Origin of the sequence: Floccifex porci, from assembly GCF_009696175.1 — a bacterium.
Taxonomy (GTDB): Bacteria; Bacillota_I; Bacilli_A; order Erysipelotrichales; family Erysipelotrichaceae; genus Floccifex; species Floccifex porci.
This window is the reverse complement of record NZ_VUMM01000031.1, coordinates 1-16,799: the sequence shown is the minus strand read 5'-3', so window position 1 is coordinate 16,799 and position 16,799 is coordinate 1. Positions and strand designations below refer to the sequence as shown.

The 16,799-nt window shown below is 35.7% G+C and carries 12 protein-coding genes and 13 tRNA genes; 9 read left to right on the top strand and 16 right to left on the bottom strand.

Features of this window, described 5'->3' with window-relative positions; translation table 11 throughout:
- Nucleotides 1–126 precede the first annotated feature (126 nt).
- Both FYJ50_RS10110 and FYJ50_RS10105 read right to left on the bottom strand, forming a co-directional pair.
- Nucleotides 127–1,008 (bottom strand): PHP domain-containing protein, encoded by an 882-nt coding sequence (locus FYJ50_RS10110; protein WP_154461576.1) that lies wholly within the window; start codon nucleotides 1,006–1,008, stop codon nucleotides 127–129.
- 13 nt (nucleotides 1,009–1,021) lie between these two features.
- On the bottom strand, nucleotides 1,022–1,726 hold the full coding sequence (locus FYJ50_RS10105) for a hypothetical protein (protein WP_154461574.1): 705 nt from the start codon (nucleotides 1,724–1,726) through the stop codon (nucleotides 1,022–1,024).
- A gap of 48 nt (nucleotides 1,727–1,774) precedes the next feature.
- Between FYJ50_RS10105 and FYJ50_RS10100 the strand changes: the two genes are divergently transcribed.
- The 4 genes from FYJ50_RS10100 (at nucleotide 1,775) to FYJ50_RS10085 (ending at nucleotide 11,147) form a co-directional block, all read left to right on the top strand.
- Nucleotides 1,775–2,212 carry a DUF3783 domain-containing protein gene (locus tag FYJ50_RS10100; protein ID WP_154461572.1) on the top strand — a complete coding sequence of 146 codons (438 nt, stop codon included), beginning with the start codon at nucleotides 1,775–1,777 and terminating at the stop codon, nucleotides 2,210–2,212.
- A 185-nt stretch (nucleotides 2,213–2,397) separates the two neighbouring features.
- On the top strand, nucleotides 2,398–6,489 hold the full coding sequence (gene rpoB / locus FYJ50_RS10095; RefSeq protein WP_423783156.1) for a DNA-directed RNA polymerase subunit beta: 4,092 nt from the start codon (nucleotides 2,398–2,400) through the stop codon (nucleotides 6,487–6,489).
- Complete coding sequence (rpoC, locus tag FYJ50_RS10090; protein WP_154461568.1) at nucleotides 6,489–10,337, top strand: DNA-directed RNA polymerase subunit beta'; 3,849 nt, start codon at nucleotides 6,489–6,491, stop codon at nucleotides 10,335–10,337. Before rpoB ends, rpoC begins: the two co-directional genes overlap by 1 nt.
- Before the next feature lie 60 nt (nucleotides 10,338–10,397).
- The gene (locus tag FYJ50_RS10085) at nucleotides 10,398–11,147 is read left to right on the top strand and encodes a DeoR/GlpR family DNA-binding transcription regulator (RefSeq protein WP_154461566.1); all 750 of its coding nucleotides are present in this window, start codon (nucleotides 10,398–10,400) and stop codon (nucleotides 11,145–11,147) included.
- Between the two features lie 255 nt (nucleotides 11,148–11,402).
- Here FYJ50_RS10085 and asnA read toward each other — a convergent pair whose 3' ends face one another.
- Entirely contained in the window at nucleotides 11,403–12,410 is a 1,008-nt protein-coding gene (gene asnA, locus FYJ50_RS10080; RefSeq protein ID WP_154461564.1) for an aspartate--ammonia ligase, read from the bottom strand.
- A 95-nt stretch (nucleotides 12,411–12,505) separates the two neighbouring features.
- Here asnA and FYJ50_RS10075 point away from each other — a divergent pair, with 95 nt between their 5' ends.
- Both FYJ50_RS10075 and FYJ50_RS10070 read left to right on the top strand, forming a co-directional pair.
- The gene (locus FYJ50_RS10075; RefSeq protein ID WP_154461562.1) at nucleotides 12,506–12,715 is read left to right on the top strand and encodes a hypothetical protein; all 210 of its coding nucleotides are present in this window, start codon (nucleotides 12,506–12,508) and stop codon (nucleotides 12,713–12,715) included.
- A 27-nt stretch (nucleotides 12,716–12,742) separates the two neighbouring features.
- Nucleotides 12,743–13,714 carry a pyruvate kinase gene (locus tag FYJ50_RS10070; protein ID WP_154461560.1) on the top strand — a complete coding sequence of 324 codons (972 nt, stop codon included), beginning with the start codon at nucleotides 12,743–12,745 and terminating at the stop codon, nucleotides 13,712–13,714.
- Between the two features lie 24 nt (nucleotides 13,715–13,738).
- Here FYJ50_RS10070 and FYJ50_RS10065 read toward each other — a convergent pair.
- The 13 genes from FYJ50_RS10065 to FYJ50_RS10005 all read right to left on the bottom strand — a co-directional run bounded on the left by FYJ50_RS10065 (nucleotide 13,739) and on the right by FYJ50_RS10005 (nucleotide 14,859).
- Nucleotides 13,739–13,822 (bottom strand) — tRNA-Tyr (locus FYJ50_RS10065).
- A 1-nt stretch (nucleotide 13,823) separates the two neighbouring features.
- A tRNA-Gly gene (locus FYJ50_RS10060) sits at nucleotides 13,824–13,897 on the bottom strand.
- A 5-nt stretch (nucleotides 13,898–13,902) separates the two neighbouring features.
- Nucleotides 13,903–13,978, bottom strand: a tRNA-Lys gene (locus FYJ50_RS10055).
- A gap of 9 nt (nucleotides 13,979–13,987) precedes the next feature.
- Nucleotides 13,988–14,063 (bottom strand) — tRNA-Thr (locus tag FYJ50_RS10050).
- Nucleotides 14,064–14,069: 6 nt separating this feature from the next.
- Nucleotides 14,070–14,145 (bottom strand) — tRNA-Val (locus tag FYJ50_RS10045).
- An 8-nt stretch (nucleotides 14,146–14,153) separates the two neighbouring features.
- Nucleotides 14,154–14,227 (bottom strand) — tRNA-Gly (locus tag FYJ50_RS10040).
- A gap of 5 nt (nucleotides 14,228–14,232) precedes the next feature.
- A tRNA-Lys gene (locus FYJ50_RS10035) sits at nucleotides 14,233–14,308 on the bottom strand.
- Between the two features lie 7 nt (nucleotides 14,309–14,315).
- Nucleotides 14,316–14,391, bottom strand: a tRNA-Thr gene (locus FYJ50_RS10030).
- A 6-nt stretch (nucleotides 14,392–14,397) separates the two neighbouring features.
- Nucleotides 14,398–14,473, bottom strand: a tRNA-Val gene (locus tag FYJ50_RS10025).
- Between the two features lie 46 nt (nucleotides 14,474–14,519).
- Nucleotides 14,520–14,593: transfer RNA gene (locus tag FYJ50_RS10020), tRNA-Gly, on the bottom strand.
- A 6-nt stretch (nucleotides 14,594–14,599) separates the two neighbouring features.
- Nucleotides 14,600–14,675, bottom strand: a tRNA-Gln gene (locus FYJ50_RS10015).
- 5 nt (nucleotides 14,676–14,680) lie between these two features.
- Nucleotides 14,681–14,764: transfer RNA gene (locus FYJ50_RS10010), tRNA-Tyr, on the bottom strand.
- Between the two features lie 19 nt (nucleotides 14,765–14,783).
- Nucleotides 14,784–14,859 (bottom strand) — tRNA-Val (locus FYJ50_RS10005).
- Nucleotides 14,860–15,360: 501 nt separating this feature from the next.
- On the opposite strand from FYJ50_RS10005, the gene FYJ50_RS10000 reads away from it, so the two are divergent.
- The 3 genes from FYJ50_RS10000 to rpmJ all read left to right on the top strand — a co-directional run bounded on the left by FYJ50_RS10000 (nucleotide 15,361) and on the right by rpmJ (nucleotide 16,789).
- Nucleotides 15,361–16,323: a rod shape-determining protein gene (locus FYJ50_RS10000; RefSeq protein WP_154461558.1), complete on the top strand. Its 963-nt coding sequence runs from the start codon at nucleotides 15,361–15,363 to the stop codon at nucleotides 16,321–16,323.
- A 117-nt stretch (nucleotides 16,324–16,440) separates the two neighbouring features.
- Nucleotides 16,441–16,659, top strand: a complete 219-nt coding sequence (infA, locus tag FYJ50_RS09995; protein WP_154461556.1) for a translation initiation factor IF-1 — start codon at nucleotides 16,441–16,443, stop codon at nucleotides 16,657–16,659.
- A gap of 13 nt (nucleotides 16,660–16,672) precedes the next feature.
- On the top strand, nucleotides 16,673–16,789 hold the full coding sequence (gene rpmJ, locus FYJ50_RS09990) for a 50S ribosomal protein L36 (protein ID WP_102267906.1): 117 nt from the start codon (nucleotides 16,673–16,675) through the stop codon (nucleotides 16,787–16,789).
- Nucleotides 16,790–16,799: the final 10 nt, after the last annotated feature.

The following is a 16,799-nucleotide window of genomic DNA, read 5'->3' as shown; positions in this document are numbered from 1 at the left end:
CATGATGTGCAACGATTTATATAGCGACCGACGTAATGAATAATAAAAAACTCATCTATACAATTAAGTATAAATGAGTAAATTAGAATAAATATTAATGAGTCCAAACTTTTGGGTTCACTTCATTTAGTGCTCTTTTATAAATTGGATCAGTTTATTTTCATCTTCCAGACTCATCTGGCAATCTCCCATATGTATATGTGGTTTTGTTTTACCGTGGAAATCAGAACCAGCTGTAGAAATTAAATGATGCTTATCCGCTTTCAGTTTATAATACTCAATCTGTTCTTTTGAATGATAAGAACTATAAACTTCTAATCCATCAATTCCTAAAGCAATGATATCTTCCAGTAATTTGTCATCTTCTTTTACATTATTTCCAGGATGAGCTAAAGAAATGATCGCATTCTGACTTCTGAAAATTTCTATAATTTCTTCCATTGGCATAAATTCCATTGGAGAATATGCCATTTTTCCTTTGGCACAATATTCCCAGAAAAAATCTACATAAGGAGAAATTCCATGTTTTTTTCCAGGTCGAAATTCTTTTAAATAAGGATTTTCATCATTTTCAGGCATAGATAAAGCCACTTCACAAACGCTTTCCGCTTCATAAACACCATTTGGTCTTAACTGTTTAAGATGGTCCATATCGATTTTGATACCCATCTTATTTTGGATGATTTCCAGACGTTTTAATCCGGATTCTTTTTCCATGTTAGAAACTCTGGTCTCTATTTCTTCCCATACTGGATGAAATGGATCGATAAAATAGCCTAAAATATGAAAGTCTTTTCCATGAAATGTACAATCCACTTCTATTGCTGGAATGACCTGAATTTCATTATTCTCGATATTTTTTAAATCAGTATAAGCTTTTGTACTGTTATGGTCGGCAATGGCAATGGTATGAATTTGGGAATCTTTGGCAATCTGTAACAATTCTTCAACTTTTTTTTCTCCATCCAGACTGTACATGGAATGCATGTGTAAATCGATATGATTCATAGATTTACTCCTTCTAATAAGAATCTAAATCTGCTGGCAATGCGATATTTTTTAATGCGTTGATATTTAATATATCGCAATCCAACTGAATATTTAAATCCGATGATATTGTATTATAGGCAAAATAACCCTGTATATCCAATTTGATATTTTCAATATATTCATCATTCAATGTGACTGTAATTTCTCCTTTGGATATAGACAGGGTTCCCATAGAATCCAGTAATGTAGACAATTGTTTATTGTTTAATTTCAATTGAATTACATTCCCTTTTCTGGAGGAAGATTCAAATAAAGAAACCAGCTGGTCATCGCTATAGTCTAAAAAGATATTATAGACAGAAATTTTAGAATTGGGGGAAAGTCCAATGTTTTCCAGAACACTTTGCGAAGTTGTATCCATATTCTTTAAATAGGTTTTTCCATCGACTATATAAAATTCAATATAGTTTTCAATGGTATTTTTACCAGATGTAAGATCCATGTTGGCAGCGACTCTTAGATTTCCATTCTGGATAAATTGAACGTCTAAATCAATTATATTTCTGTTTTCTGTTTCGGTAATCAATGTTCCATTCAGAATGCCTGAATCCGCTTCTAAAGTACGATCCAAAGCATCAAATACTTCAATGACATCATTCTTGTTTACTTTTTGTGAACAGGAAGATAAACAAAAGAGTAAACAAATCGATAAGATCTGTGTTATTATTTTTCTCATAGATACCTCCAATGGTATTGTATATAGTTTTACAGGGAGTGTCAAAAGATGTTGATTGGTTATGTTAGAGAAGAAAATCGAAAAGATTTAAAAGATTATGATTTTATATGGGTGGATGATGCTTCTTTGGATATGAAAATGAAAGATATTAAAGAAGATAATAAAAGTACAAATTATACATTTGATGATTTTGTGTATGTGACAAAAGAAGATGAATCCAGAATTGATTCTTTATCAGAAGTATTGAAATTAAAAGAATCGCAGAGATTAGCCTGTCAGACACCAACCAATAAAAACTGGACTTTAAGGAAATTAATGAGTGAAATTGATAAAGAGCATCAGTATTTTAAATTGAGAGAAGAACTGGTTTCTTTATGTAAGAAATCAAAAAAACCATTGGCTTATCGTTTCTTAAAAGAAATTAATTCAAAAACGGTAAGTATCCATCGTTTAAAACAAATGAAATATCAATTGAATAAAGAATAGAATCGAGACTTCTCGATTTTTTATTTTAAAAAGTGGGACATTATCATTTTCCTTTCAGACCTTTCAGATTATTTTAAAAAAGTGATTGACAAACTTGAATCTATAGAATAATATAATAAATTGCATAATAGTCTATGGGACTACTATGCCCAATTTTACGAAATTAGGGGTTTTTAACGGAAAGGATGGCATGCATGGATAGTAAATCATATCGAGTTGTGGCGTGTGGTAAAAAGGCATCACGTCGAAATTATTCGAAAGTAAGTGGGAATCTTGAACTTCCAAATTTGGTTGAAATTCAGACAAATTCGTTCAAATGGTTCACAAAACAAGGAATTAAAGAAGTTTTTGAAGAAATTTATCCAATTGAAAACTTTGGGAAAAACATCAAATTAAATTTTTTGCAGTATCACTTTGAAAAACCTAAGTATAATGCAGAAGAATCTATGTATAGAGAGTGTAACTATGCCGCACCTTTATATGCAGATATGGAATTAGAAGTAACCGATCCAGATACTGGAGAAGTTGTTACAAAAACAGAAGAAGTATTTTTAGGGGATTTTCCATTGATGACCGAAACTGGTACTTTTATCATCAATGGGGCAGAACGTGTTATTGTCAGCCAAATCGTCCGTTCACCTGGTGCATATTTTTCAGATAATTATGATGAAAAGACAGGTCGACAAAATTATTCTTGTGAATTGATTCCAAGTCGTGGAACTTGGCTTGAATTCATGACAGAACAAAAGAAAACAACAAATGGTCGTATTATAAATGTATCCATTGACCGTCGAAGAAAAGTGCTGTTTTCCATTTTATTCAAAGCCATTGGTATGTCATTAAATCTGGAAATTAATGAAAATACACATGACACAGCACAAATGGAAACTTTCCTGCATGCTTTAGGGCGCAAATGGGATGACGTTGCCACAGATCCAGAAGATCGTGAATATATGAACCTGTATCTACTGTTGTATACAGCTTTCTTTGGTAAATATGAAGATATCGATAATTCATTGCTGAATGATAAAGTTAAAACTACACAGGAAGCTTTATTGTCTTTTTATGAAAATCAAAGAAGTGATGAAATTCCTACATTAGATGGTTCTATTACATTGATGCAGGCAAAATTCTTTGATCATCGTCGTTATGATCTGACAAAAGCAGGTCGTTATAAATTACGTAAAAAATTAAATGCGATTTCTCGTATGGAAGGGAATTCGCTTGCCCATGACATCATAGATGTTGATGGAAATGTCTTTATGGAAAAAGGAACTATGATTCATAGAGACCAGAGAAATATTCTTCGTGAAGAACTAGCTAAAGGAAACTATTGTGTTGCTTATCCATTCCGTTCAGAATTCCATGAAGAAGATATTGTAAGTATACCAGTCAGCTATAATACCGGACTTACAGGTCGTATTTTAGCGCAGGATGTTGACTGTGGTTCTATGTATCTGGAAGCTGGTACTGTTTTAACAAAACAGGATGTTGATTTATTACGTACTTGTGTTGAAGAAGTAAAAATCTATGGTGGATTAATTGCCACTCCAGTTGTATTAACTCCTGAAAATACAAAAGCGGTATTAAATTATGGACAGCGTTTATTTACATTGGGTCGTTTGACAAATGATAAAGGACAGGATTTAGTCGATGATGCGATGGATCTGATTGCGTCTCGTTTTGAAATTGGAGTTTCCAGTGAAAAAATAGATGCAGCCAATGAATTTAATATTGAAAAACGAGTAATGAATGAAGAAATTACTGCATGGCTGATTGGATCATGTGTGCAGGAAGTTTATGTTGTAGATAAAGATGGTTCTACAATTAAAATTGCTGGTAATGATCCTTTCGCAAATAAGCATACTATTACTATTTCGGATATGTATGCATTCTTCTCTTATAGCTTAAATGTTATGGAAGGAATTGGAACGACAGATGATATTGATATGTTAGGAAACCGTCGTATCCGCTCTGTAGGAGAATTGATTCAGAATCAGTTCCGTATTGGATTGTCTCGTATGGAACGTGTTGTAAAAGAACGTATGTCCATTCAGGAATTAGACAGTTTAACACCTAAAAAACTGACAAACATTCGTCCTTTGACAGCGGCTATTAAAGAATTTTTCTCAAGCAGTCAGCTGTCTCAGTTTATGGATCAGCAAAACCCATTGGCTGAATTGACAAATAAACGTCGTATTTCTGCTTTAGGTCCAGGTGGTTTAACAAGAGATCGTGCTGGATTTGAAGTTCGTGACGTTCATTCTTCTCACTATGGTCGTATTTGTCCAATTGAAACACCTGAAGGGCCAAATATCGGTTTGATTTCAAACCTGACAACTTATGCAAAAATTAACGAATATGGATTTATTCAAACTCCATATCGTATAGTGAATAAAGATGGAACAGTTAGTGAAGAAGCTATCTATTTAAGTGCAGATGAAGAAGCAGATTACATCATTGCTCAAGCCAATGAAGTCCGTAATGGTCGTTTGGAAAAGGAAATGGTGGTTGCTCGTAAAAACGGGGATACAATCAATGCTCCAAGAGAAAGTGTTGAATTGGCCGACGTTTCACCAAAACAAATCGTCTCAGTTGCCACTGCCTGTGTACCATTCCTGGAAAATGACGATGCTTCCCGTGCCTTAATGGGTGCCAATATGCAGCGTCAGGCGGTTCCTCTATTAAATCCACATTCTCCATATGTAGGAACGGGAATCGAATATAAAATTGCCAAAGACTCTGGAGTTGGTATTGTCAGCAAGCAGGATGGAATTGTTGATTATGTAGATTCTTTGCGTATCATTGTAAAAGACTACAATGGAGAAAAACATACATATCAGCTGCGTAAATTTGGTCGTTCAAATGCAAGTACATGCATCAACCAGAAACCAATTGTTAAAGTTGGAGAAGCGGTTGAAAAAGGTGATATCTTAGCTGATGGACCAAGCATGCAGAATGGAGAACTGGCTTTAGGTCAGAATGTTACCATTGCGTATATGACATGGTATGGATATAACTATGAAGATGCTATCATTATGTCAGAAAGAATGGTAAGTGATGATGTTTATACTTCCATTCATGTGGAAGAATATGATATAGATTGCCGTGATACAAAATTAGGTCCAGAAGAAATTACTCGAGATATTCCAAATGTTGGAGAAAATGCCGTTCGTAAACTGGATGCCAACGGAATTATCATGGTAGGAGCTGAAGTAAAAGAAGGAGATATCCTGGTTGGAAAAGTAACGCCAAAAGGACAGAGTGAAGTATCTCCTGAAGAAAAATTACTGCTGGCTATCTTTGGTGAAAAGTCTCGTGAAGTTCGTGATAATTCGCTGAAAGTACCTCATGGCGGAGCTGGAATCGTTCATTCAATTCGTGTATTTAAACGTGGAGATGGCAGTGATCTTCCTCCTGGTGTAAATATGCGTGTTAAAGTATATATCGTTCAGAAACGTAAGATTTCTGAAGGGGACAAGATGTCAGGACGTCACGGAAATAAAGGGGTTATTTCTAAAATTTTACCTATTGAAGATATGCCATTTATGGAAGATGGAACACCAGTTGATATCTTATTGAATCCATTTGGGGTACCATCACGTATGAATATCGGACAGATTCTGGAAATTCATTTGGGTTATGCAGCCAAGAGACTGGGAGTTAAATTTGCAACACCGGTATTTGATGGATTGTCAAACGATGACTTGGCGGATGTTATGCGTGAAGCCAATATGACCAAAGATGGAAAACAGGTTTTATACGATGGACAGACTGGACAGCCATTTGATGAACGTATCAGTGTAGGTGTAATGTATATGATCAAACTGGCTCACATGGTTGATGATAAATTACATGCTCGTGCAACAGGTCCATATTCTCTGGTAACACAACAGCCATTAGGTGGTAAAGCGCAGAATGGTGGTCAGCGTTTTGGAGAAATGGAAGTTTGGGCTTTGGAAGCATATGGAGCCAGCCATACTTTACAGGAAATCTTAACAATTAAATCGGATGACATTCAGGGTCGTATTAAAACATATGAAGCCATTATCAAAGGAAAAGATATTCCAGAACCAGGAATTCCTGAATCCTTTAGAGTATTAATGCATGAATTACAGGGATTAGCGATTGATGTTCGTCTGCTGGATGAAAACAACAATGAAGTGGATATTACTTTAGACGATGATGAACAGACAAAAGCTCCTGAACATAAAGAAGAATTAGTGAATGATTTAGAATTGGAAGATACAAATGATATAGAGGAGGTCAATGAATAATGAGTGTAAATAAATTTGCAGCTATACAAGTTCAATTAGCATCTCCTGAAAAAATATTAGAATGGTCACATGGAGAAGTGACAAAGCCAGAAACCATTAACTATCGTTCGCAAAAAGCAGAAAAAGATGGTTTATTCTGTGAACGTATTTTCGGTCCTACAAAAGACTGGGAATGTGCTTGTGGAAAGTATAAAAAAGTGAGTTTTAAAGGAGTTGTCTGTGACCGCTGTGGTGTAGAAATCACAAAATCAAGTGTACGTCGTGAACGTATGGGTCATATTGAACTGGCCGCTCCAGTGGCTCATATCTGGTATTTACGCGGAATTCCAAGCCGAATGGCTTTATTGCTGGATGTGACACCTAAACAATTGGAAGAAGTTGTTTATTTTGTCAGCTATGTTGTTACTGATCCAAAAGATAGTGACTTATCCTATAAACAGATCTTGTCTGAACGTGAATATCGTGAAAATGTATTATTATACGGAAGCGATGGATTTAAAGCCCAGACGGGAGCTGAAGCTGTGTTAAAGTTACTGCAGGATGTGGATCTGGAAGAAGAATACAGTGTTGTGCAGGAAGCCTTAGAAAATGCTCAAGGTGAAAAACGCAAAAAATTAATCAAACGTCTGGATACAATTAATGCCTTCAGACATTCGAACAATAAGCCAGAATGGATGATTCTCACAAACATTCCGGTTATTCCACCTGATCTTCGTCCAATGCTTCAGCTGGATGGAGGACGATTCGCAACCAGTGATTTAAATGATTTATATCGTCGTGTTATCACTCGTAACAATCGTTTGAAAAAATTACTGGAATTGGGAACTCCAAATATCATCGTTCAGAATGAAAAACGTATGCTGCAGGAATCGGTAGATGCCCTGATTGATAATGGTCGTCGTTCAAAACCGATTACTGGAGCAGGTGGACGTGCATTAAAGTCTCTGTCCCATTCATTAAAAGGAAAACAGGGACGTTTCCGTCAGAACCTGTTAGGAAAACGTGTTGACTTCTCAGGTCGTTCCGTTATTGCGGTAGGACCAGATCTGAAAATGTATCAATGTGGAATTCCTAGAGAAATGGCATTAAACTTATTTAAACCATTCATCATTAATGAAATTGTAAATCAGAAAGTAGGAAATGCACAAAATCCAAAACATGCTGAAAAACTCATCGAAAAACAGGATCCTAGAATCTGGGATGTTGTTGAAAAAGTAATTGATGGATATCCAGTATTAATGAACCGTGCCCCTACATTACATAGACTTGGAATTCAGGCCTTCCTTCCAAAATTGGTAGAAGGACGTGCTATGCGTTTGCATCCATTGGTATGTACTGCCTTTAATGCGGACTTTGATGGGGACCAGATGGCTATTCACGTTCCTTTAAGTGAGGAAGCAAGAGCGGAAGCATTGGTTATGATGTTAGGGTCTCATAACATTTTAGGTCCAAAAGATGGAAAACCAATCGTTACTCCAGGTCAGGATATGGTTATGGGTAACTATTATCTGACAATGGAAGAAACTGCAGAAGAATTAGAAGCGGAAGCAAAACGTTATATGGATGTGAATTGTCCTCAGGAAGCAGCTCAATGGCATACATATGCATTAAATGAAGGACATGTATATTCAGACGTAGATGAAATTATGCTGGCCTATAAAACAGGACAGGTACATTTACATTCACGTATTGCTCTTCCAGTTAGTGGATTTGGAAAAGATAAAACATCTTTTAATCCAAAACATGAAAGAGATTATTTAATCACTACAGTTGGTAAGATTATCTTCAATGGAATGTTCCCTGCTGATTTCCCTTATATTAATGAGGTATCAAAAGAAAACTTTGAAGAAACACCAGATAAATATTTTGTTAAACCAGGACAGGATGTAAAAGCCTACATTCAATCTATGCCAATTACTGGGGAAGTGAAGAAAAAAGACTTAGGAAAAGTCATTGCGGAAGTTTTTAAACGCTATGAAGTAGATGATACAGCGGAAGTATTAGACCAGATCAAATCACTGGGATTCAAATATTCTACAGTAGCTGGAATCACAGTAGCTTTAAGTGACATTGAAGTGGCGCCAAACAAAGAAAAATATGTAGATGCTGGTAAAGAAAAAGCCGAACAGCTGAAATATTTACAGCGTAAAGGTATGTTGACAATGGAAGAATGGGAACGTCATCTGAACAAATTGTGGGCGGATGTAAAAGATGAAATTGTTGATGTACTGATGTCTAATTTACCTCGTAAAAATCCAATTAACATGATGGCAACTTCAGGAGCTCGTGGTAATGCATCGAACTTTACACAATTAGCCGGTATGCGAGGATTAATGGCAAAACCACGTCAGGGGAAAGCTGCAAATGGTGAATATGTTCCATCCGTTATCGAGGTACCTATTTATTCATGTTTCCGTGAAGGATTAAACGTATCTGAGTTCTTTATTTCAACACATGGTGTGCGTAAAGGATTAACCGATACAGCCTTAAAAACAGCTGAATCTGGATATTTGACTCGTCGTCTGGTTGATGTAGCACAGGGAGTTATCATTCAGGAAGATGATTGTGGTACAGATAAAGGATATTATGTTGAACGATTGATGGATCGTAAGACAAACACAGAAATTGAATCTTTACAGGATCGTTTAGTTGGACGTTATTCAAAAGAAGATGTAGTGGATCCACAGACAGGTGAATTAATTATTGGTTCTGATGAATTCATTACAGATGAAATCGCAAAACAGATTGTAGATGCGGGTGTTGAAGGTATGCAGATTCGCTCCGTATTTACATGTAAATCAAAAACAGGTATCTGTCGCAAGTGTTATGGACGTAACATGGCAACAGGTAAAGATGTAGAAGTTGGAGAAGCTGTTGGTATTATGGCTGCTCAGTCTATCGGGGAACCAGGTACACAGTTAACAATGCGTACATTCCATACAGGTGGGGTTGCCGGTGGTGGAGACATCACACAAGGTTTACCACGTGTTGAAGAATTATTTGAAGCACGCTGTCCAAAAGGAGTGGCTGCCATTGCACAGATTGGTGGAGAAATCATTTCCATCGAACGTATTGATGGAACAATGCGTCAGGAAATCATTATCCAGAATGAAACCGAATCTGTTTCTCATAAAATCAATGCCAACCAGACAATTCGTCCATGGGTTCAGGTAGGAGCTCATATTGAAGCGGGTACCGCTTTAACAGAAGGTCCATTGGATCCAAAAGAATTATTAAGAGTTGCTGGTGTACGTGAAGTACAGGATTACATTTTAAAAGAAGTTAAGAAAGTTTATCAGTCTCAGGGTATTGAAATCAGTGACAAGCACCTTGAAGTAATGATCAAACAGATGATGAAGAAAGTTATTGTTGTTGATAGTGGAGATACTGACCTGAATGTTGGTGTTCAATTATCATTGACAAATATTACGAAGATAAATAGAGATGCTTTATTGTCAGGAAAAACACCGGCAACATTTAAACCGGTTCTATTAGGTATTTCTAAATCTTCTGTTGAAACGGATTCTTTCTTATCTGCAGCTTCTTTCCAGGAAACAACAAAAGTATTAACAGATGCCACAATTAAAGGTAAAGTTGACCCATTAAGTGGTATGAAAGAAAATGTTATCATTGGTAAATTGATTCCTGCAGGAACAGGATGCACTGGAGATCGTCCTCAAAATTTACTGGTTGCCGCAAAAGCAAAAGAATTACGTGAAAAACGTATTGCTCGTATGCAGCAGGAAAAACAGGAAGATGAATTTGATAAAATCACAAATGCTTTAGATTTTTCAACTGTTGAAATTGATGAATCCAGTGAAGAAATTCTGATTTCGGACGAAGAATAATATGAAAACCTCTTGGTTATTCCAGGAGGTTTTTTATATAATATAGGAAAAGGAGTTTTTATGTTAGCTAGTGAAAGATTTTCTATGATTGTTAAGATGGTTAATGATCGTAAATATATTTCCACTAAAGAATTGGCACTTTCTTTAAATGTGACGGAAACAACCATTCGACGTGATTGTGAAGAACTGGAAAAAGATGGTCTTCTGATTCGTGTTCATGGAGGAGCGAAAAGTCTCAAAACAGAAAATGTACTGACACGAGAAAAAGAACAAAGAATGAGTGAAAGAGGTCATATCAGTGAAAAAAATAGAGTTGCACAAAGAGCGGCTTCTATTGTAAAAGATGGGGACTGTATCTTTTTAGATGGAGGAACAAGCATTGTTCCAATGGTTAAATATTTAAAAGATAAAAAAATCAAAATTGTGACTCATTCCTCTTTGATTGTGAATGAATATATAGAATCCTCTCAAGCCGAAATCTTTGTGATTGGTGGGAAATACATTCCAGAATATAATATGTCAGTAGGACCTATTACTTTACATGATTTAGAACAGTTTAATTTTGATTATGCTTTTTTAAGCTGTGCAGGATTGGATACGATACGAAAACTGGTTTATACAGTAGAAATGGAAACAATGGATGTAAAAAGAAAGGCTATGTCTTTATCATTAAAGTCTTATTTATTATGCGATGCATCAAAATTGGATATTAAAGGATTCTGTAGTTTTATCAGCACAGATGATTTTGATGCGATATTCTGTAATCAAATCAAAGAAGAAGATGCATTAGATAATATGATCGTTGTATAAAATATGGATATCTGAGAATGTTGATACGATTCACATGCGATCAATTCTTTTCTTGAAGTTTGTAAGATTGAAAAATCTTTTCAAAATTTATCATTGAGGATATGCAGGATTAATGAATCCATGTCCAGAAAGAGTGATATGTATATGGAAATACTGGTGGATTCAGAATCACGAAATAATCCGATTCGAAGACCTTATTTCAGTATGGCGAGGATATATCAGATACAAAAAAATGAATGCGGACACGCATTCATTTTATAATATCTGAATATTGTTTTTATAACATTCTTTAACCATTTCAGAAGGCCATAAACTGGATTGAACTTCTCCAATGTGTGCTTTTTTTAGAAGCAGCATACATAAACGAGATTGACCAATTCCTCCACCAATTGTATATGGAAGTCTTTGATTTAAAATATCCTGGTGATATGGCAACTGTAGACGATCCATACAATTTTCTTTTTCTAATTGTGAAACCAGACTTGTTTCACTGACACGAATTCCCATACTGGAAATTTCCAGTGCACATTGTAAAGGTTCATACCAGAATAAGATATCTCCATTTAATTCCCAGTCATCATAGTCAGGAGCACGACCATCGTGTTTTTTGCCATTGGACAATAAATCTCCGATCTTCATCAAAAAGACACAACCATATTTTTTTGTGATTTCATTTTCTCTTTCTTTCTGATTTAGATTGGGATACAGATCCAATAATTCTTGAGTTGTAATAAAATGAATATCATCTGGAAGATGATTGACAGCCTGTGGATATTTATACCAGACTTCATGTTCCATATGTTTTATGATTTTAAAAATCTGTCTAACATGTTGTTTTAATACATTTTCAGTTCTTTCTTCCTTTGAAATAATCTTTTCCCAGTCCCACTGATCCACATAGACCGAATGAAGATTATCCACTTCTTCATCTTTTCTTATGGCATTCATATTGGTATACAATCCTTCATGCATAGAAAATCCATAATGTCCTAATGCCCAACGTTTCCATTTGGCTAAAGAATGAACCACTTCAATCTGGTCATTGGGTAGTTCTTTCATTGTAAAAGAAACAGGTTTTTCAACTCCATTTAAATTATCATTTAATCCAGAACTTTTTTCCAGAAACAAAGGAGCAGAAATACGAGATAGCTTCATTTCTTTACCAAATTCATGCTGAAATGTATCTCGGATATATTTGATAGCTTTCTGTGTTTCTCTTATGGATAATACAGGATTGTAATTTTCAGGTATAATTAAATTCATATTTTTTCTCCTTTTTTCTGTATTATTTTATCATAACGACTATAATTGTCAAAAAGTCTTATATATGGTACTATTTAATAGTGAGGGTATAGTATATGAAAAATATTGTTAAAGATTTAGAAAACATTTCAATTAAGAAACATGTGGTTACTTCTATAGAATACGATTGTAAAGATGAAAAACAGGAAGATGAAGTTTTTGAAACCATTCGAAATGTCATTACTGAAAATATAAATGATTTTGCGAAAGTGACATATGATGTAGAAGCGGATCATAAAGTTAAAGTGGAAGTCATCCAGGGATAATGACTTCTTTTTTTTGGAGGTTTAAATATGGATTTAGAAATATATGGTACTTTAGGGCCTTCCTGCTGTGAAGAAGAAACCATTGTGCAGTTATTTAAAAAAGGAATGACTGGAATGCGTATTAACTTATCTCATGTGAATCTGCAGCAAGCTGCAAACTGGATTGAAGCCTTTCATAAAGCAGCAAAAAGATGTAGTATAAAACCCGATCTGTTAATGGATATGCAGGGACCTGAATTAAGAATTGGAAAAGTTGAAAAAGAATGTCGTTTAAATGAAATCATTGATATGAATGAACTGGATATTCCAGAAGTAGTATTAAAAGAATTAAAGAAGGATCAGATGGTTTTAATCGATGATGGGAAAATTCATATCCAAATGATAGATTCAATAAAAGGAAAAGTGGTACAGGAAGGAAAGATTACTTCCAGAAAGAGCATAGCCTTACCTGGTGTATCCATTCAACTTCCTTCTTTAACAGATACAGATATCAAAAATATTTCTATGGCTAAAAACTTTGGTGTTACAGGATTAATGCAGCCATTTGTTCGAAATGAACACGATCTGATTTATGTAAAAAATAAATTGAAGGAGTATCATACAGATATAAAAATATATGCCAAAATTGAAAATGAACAGGGAGTTGGACAAATTGAATCTTTAATAAAACATTGTGATCAGATTATTATTGCTCGAGGAGATCTGGCAAACTCGGTTGGTTTGATTCAGCTTCCTTCTGTTCAAAGAAAAATTGAAGAAATCTGTAAAAAGAATAACATGCCTTATATGATCGTTACAGAAATGCTTTATTCTATGATCAAAAATGCCAGTCCAACCAGAGCGGAAGTGAATGATATTTATTATGCGGTTTATAATGGAGCAAAAAGTATTATGTTAACAGCTGAAACAGCAATGGGACAATATCCAGTTCAGGCAATGGAATATTTTGTAGAAGTCGCAAAAATAGCATGGAATGATAAAAAAAGGAAGACCTTATAAATTAGGACTTCCTTTATTTTTCAGTGGTGGAGAGGGGCAGATTCGAACTGCCGAACCAAAAGGAACTGAGTTACAGTCAGCCGCGTTTAGCCACTTCGCTACCTCTCCATGGAGCAGGTGATGAGAATCGAACTCACGTAGTCAGCTTGGAAGGCTGAAGTTCTACCATTGAACTACACCTGCATAAGTGGTGACCCGTGGGCGATTCGAACGCCCGACCTACTGATTAAAAGTCAGTTGCTCTACCATCTGAGCTAACGGGTCATAAAAAAATGGTGCCGACTATAGGAATTGAACCCACAACCTACTGATTACAAGTCAGTTGCTCTACCAATTGAGCTAAGTCGGCAAATAATGGTGGAGGTTAACGGGCTCGAACCGCTGACCCTCTGCTTGTAAGGCAGATGCTCTCCCAACTGAGCTAAACCTCCGTTCAAAATGGAGCAGGTGATGAGAATCGAACTCACGTAGTCAGCTTGGAAGGCTGAAGTTCTACCATTGAACTACACCTGCATAAATGGTGACCCGTGGGCGATTCGAACGCCCGACCTACTGATTAAAAGTCAGTTGCTCTACCATCTGAGCTAACGGGTCAAAAAAATGGTGCCGACTATAGGAATTGAACCCACAACCTACTGATTACAAGTCAGTTGCTCTACCAATTGAGCTAAGTCGGCAAATAATGGTGGAGGTTAACGGGCTCGAACCGCTGACCCTCTGCTTGTAAGGCAGATGCTCTCCCAACTGAGCTAAACCTCCAAGGCCTTACTAGTCTAACATAATTGTTACAAGGTGTCAACATAAATGGAGCAGGTGATGAGAATCGAACTCACGTAGTCAGCTTGGAAGGCTGAAGTTCTACCATTGAACTACACCTGCATTTAATGGCTGGGGTAGCTGGATTCGAACCAACGAGATGACAGAGTCAAAGTCTGTTGCCTTACCGCTTGGCTATACCCCAAACTGTGGTGGAGAGGGGCAGATTCGAACTGCCGAACCAAAAGGAACTGAGTTACAGTCAGCCGCGTTTAGCCACTTCGCTACCTCTCCAAAACACTAGCACAAATCATGGTGGAGGTTAACGGGCTCGAACCGCTGACCCTCTGCTTGTAAGGCAGATGCTCTCCCAACTGAGCTAAACCTCCGTTTTGCGCTATTCAATATTAACAAAACCGTTAATTTATGTCAATAATATTTCTATATTTTTTTTAAATTTTTCATATTTAGTATCCATACATTTCAGAAATATTTCACGTAAAGTTTTGTTGTTAATTCTTTTTGAAGAGAATTGAATTTCATCTAAATAAATCAGTTGAATTTCAGGATAAATGATTCTGTAGGATTTACCATATATATATTTCACTTTCAAATAATCGTTTTCTGTAAAATAGTTCTTGTCTTTATGTATGTAGTGTAAACTGGATTTATACTGACTTTGAAATGATTGAAGAAATGTCTGGGAATCGGGACTGAAGATGAATAAGGGGACGTGGATGAGGTCAAAACATTCATTCCATTGAAGAATTTTATCATGTAACACTAAAGTTTTTTCTTTTTTAAAAGAATCAAGTATAATTTGTATAGATGGATTTTCCATATGTTATTTGGGAATGTGTGTTTTTATTATAACACAACAGGAGGTAATTATGATTCGTTTTGGATTTGATTTAGGTGCTAACCATATACGTTTGATATCAAAAGAAGATGGATTGGTTTTTGATGAGCCTTGCATGGTAGCTCTTGACAGAAAAAATCGTGTCATTGCCATTGGCAATGAAGCAAAAGATATGAAAGGAATGGATGAATCTATACGTGTTATTTCACCTCTTGGACAGAAAGAAATAGACTTTGATGCATTAAATCTGTTAATGGAGCAACTCTGTTATCAATTCAATGTATTTCGTGTATTTCAAAAAACAGAATTGATTGTTTCCTACCCTACTTCCTTTACAGATGAACAATGTGAAGATCTGAAACAGAACTTACTGGAATTTGGAGCTTATCGTGTATATATGGATCAGGAAATATGGATGGCGGCTATTGGAGCTAATCTGGATTTATTTTTACCAGTGTCAAGCTGTATATTAAATATAGGATATTCAAATTGTGATATTGCACTGTTTTCTTCTGGAAAAATGCAAAAGAAATCAAATAGTTCCATATCTGGGAAATCAATAAATTATTTAATAGGGAAATGGGTTCGTCAGGAATATGGTCTGATCATTTCAGAACATATGAAAGAAAAAATAAATAAAGGGATAGCAACAGCTTTAATGGATAGCTATCCTAAACAGATGCATGTACAGGGAATGGATGTACATTATCATCAGATCAAGGTAATTACCATAAATTCAAATCAGCTGGTGAATTTAATTCAATCAATTATACAACAATGGGCAAACTGGATCGAACAGTTTGTAAATGGATGTACACCAGTACAGAAAGAGGATATCATTTCAAGAGGTATTATTTGTTGTGGAGGTGTTATGAAACTGCCAGGTATTGCACAGACATTAAGACAACGCTTGCCTTATCCGTTCTATATTACCGATGATCCTGAGCAGACAGTGAGTCAGGGAATTTATATTCTGTTATCAAGAATGGAATAAACAGGTGTGAATCATCTGTTTTTTTCATATTTATGGTTTGATTTTTCATAAATTTTTGATAAAATGGTAATTGGCTTTTTACGCCGTATCATTTCAGTAAGGAGGAAATTTCAATCCATGGCAAAACAAGATATGATCGAATTAGATGGTATCGTAGTTGACACTTTACCCAACGCTGCTTTTAAAGTAAAGTTGGAAAACGGACACGAGATTTTAGCTCACGTTTCTGGTAAAATCCGTATGCATCACATTCGCATTTTACCAGGCGATCGCGTAACCGTAGAAATATCACCATATGATTTAACACGTGGGCGTATTACGTTTAGAAGAAAATAAGGAGGTCATTAAGATGAAAGTAAGACCATCTGTAAAACCAATTTGCGACAAATGCAGAGTGATCAAAAGAAAAGGTCGCGTAATGGTTATTTGTGAAAACCCTAAACATAAACAGAGACAGGGAAACTAGGAAAAATAGG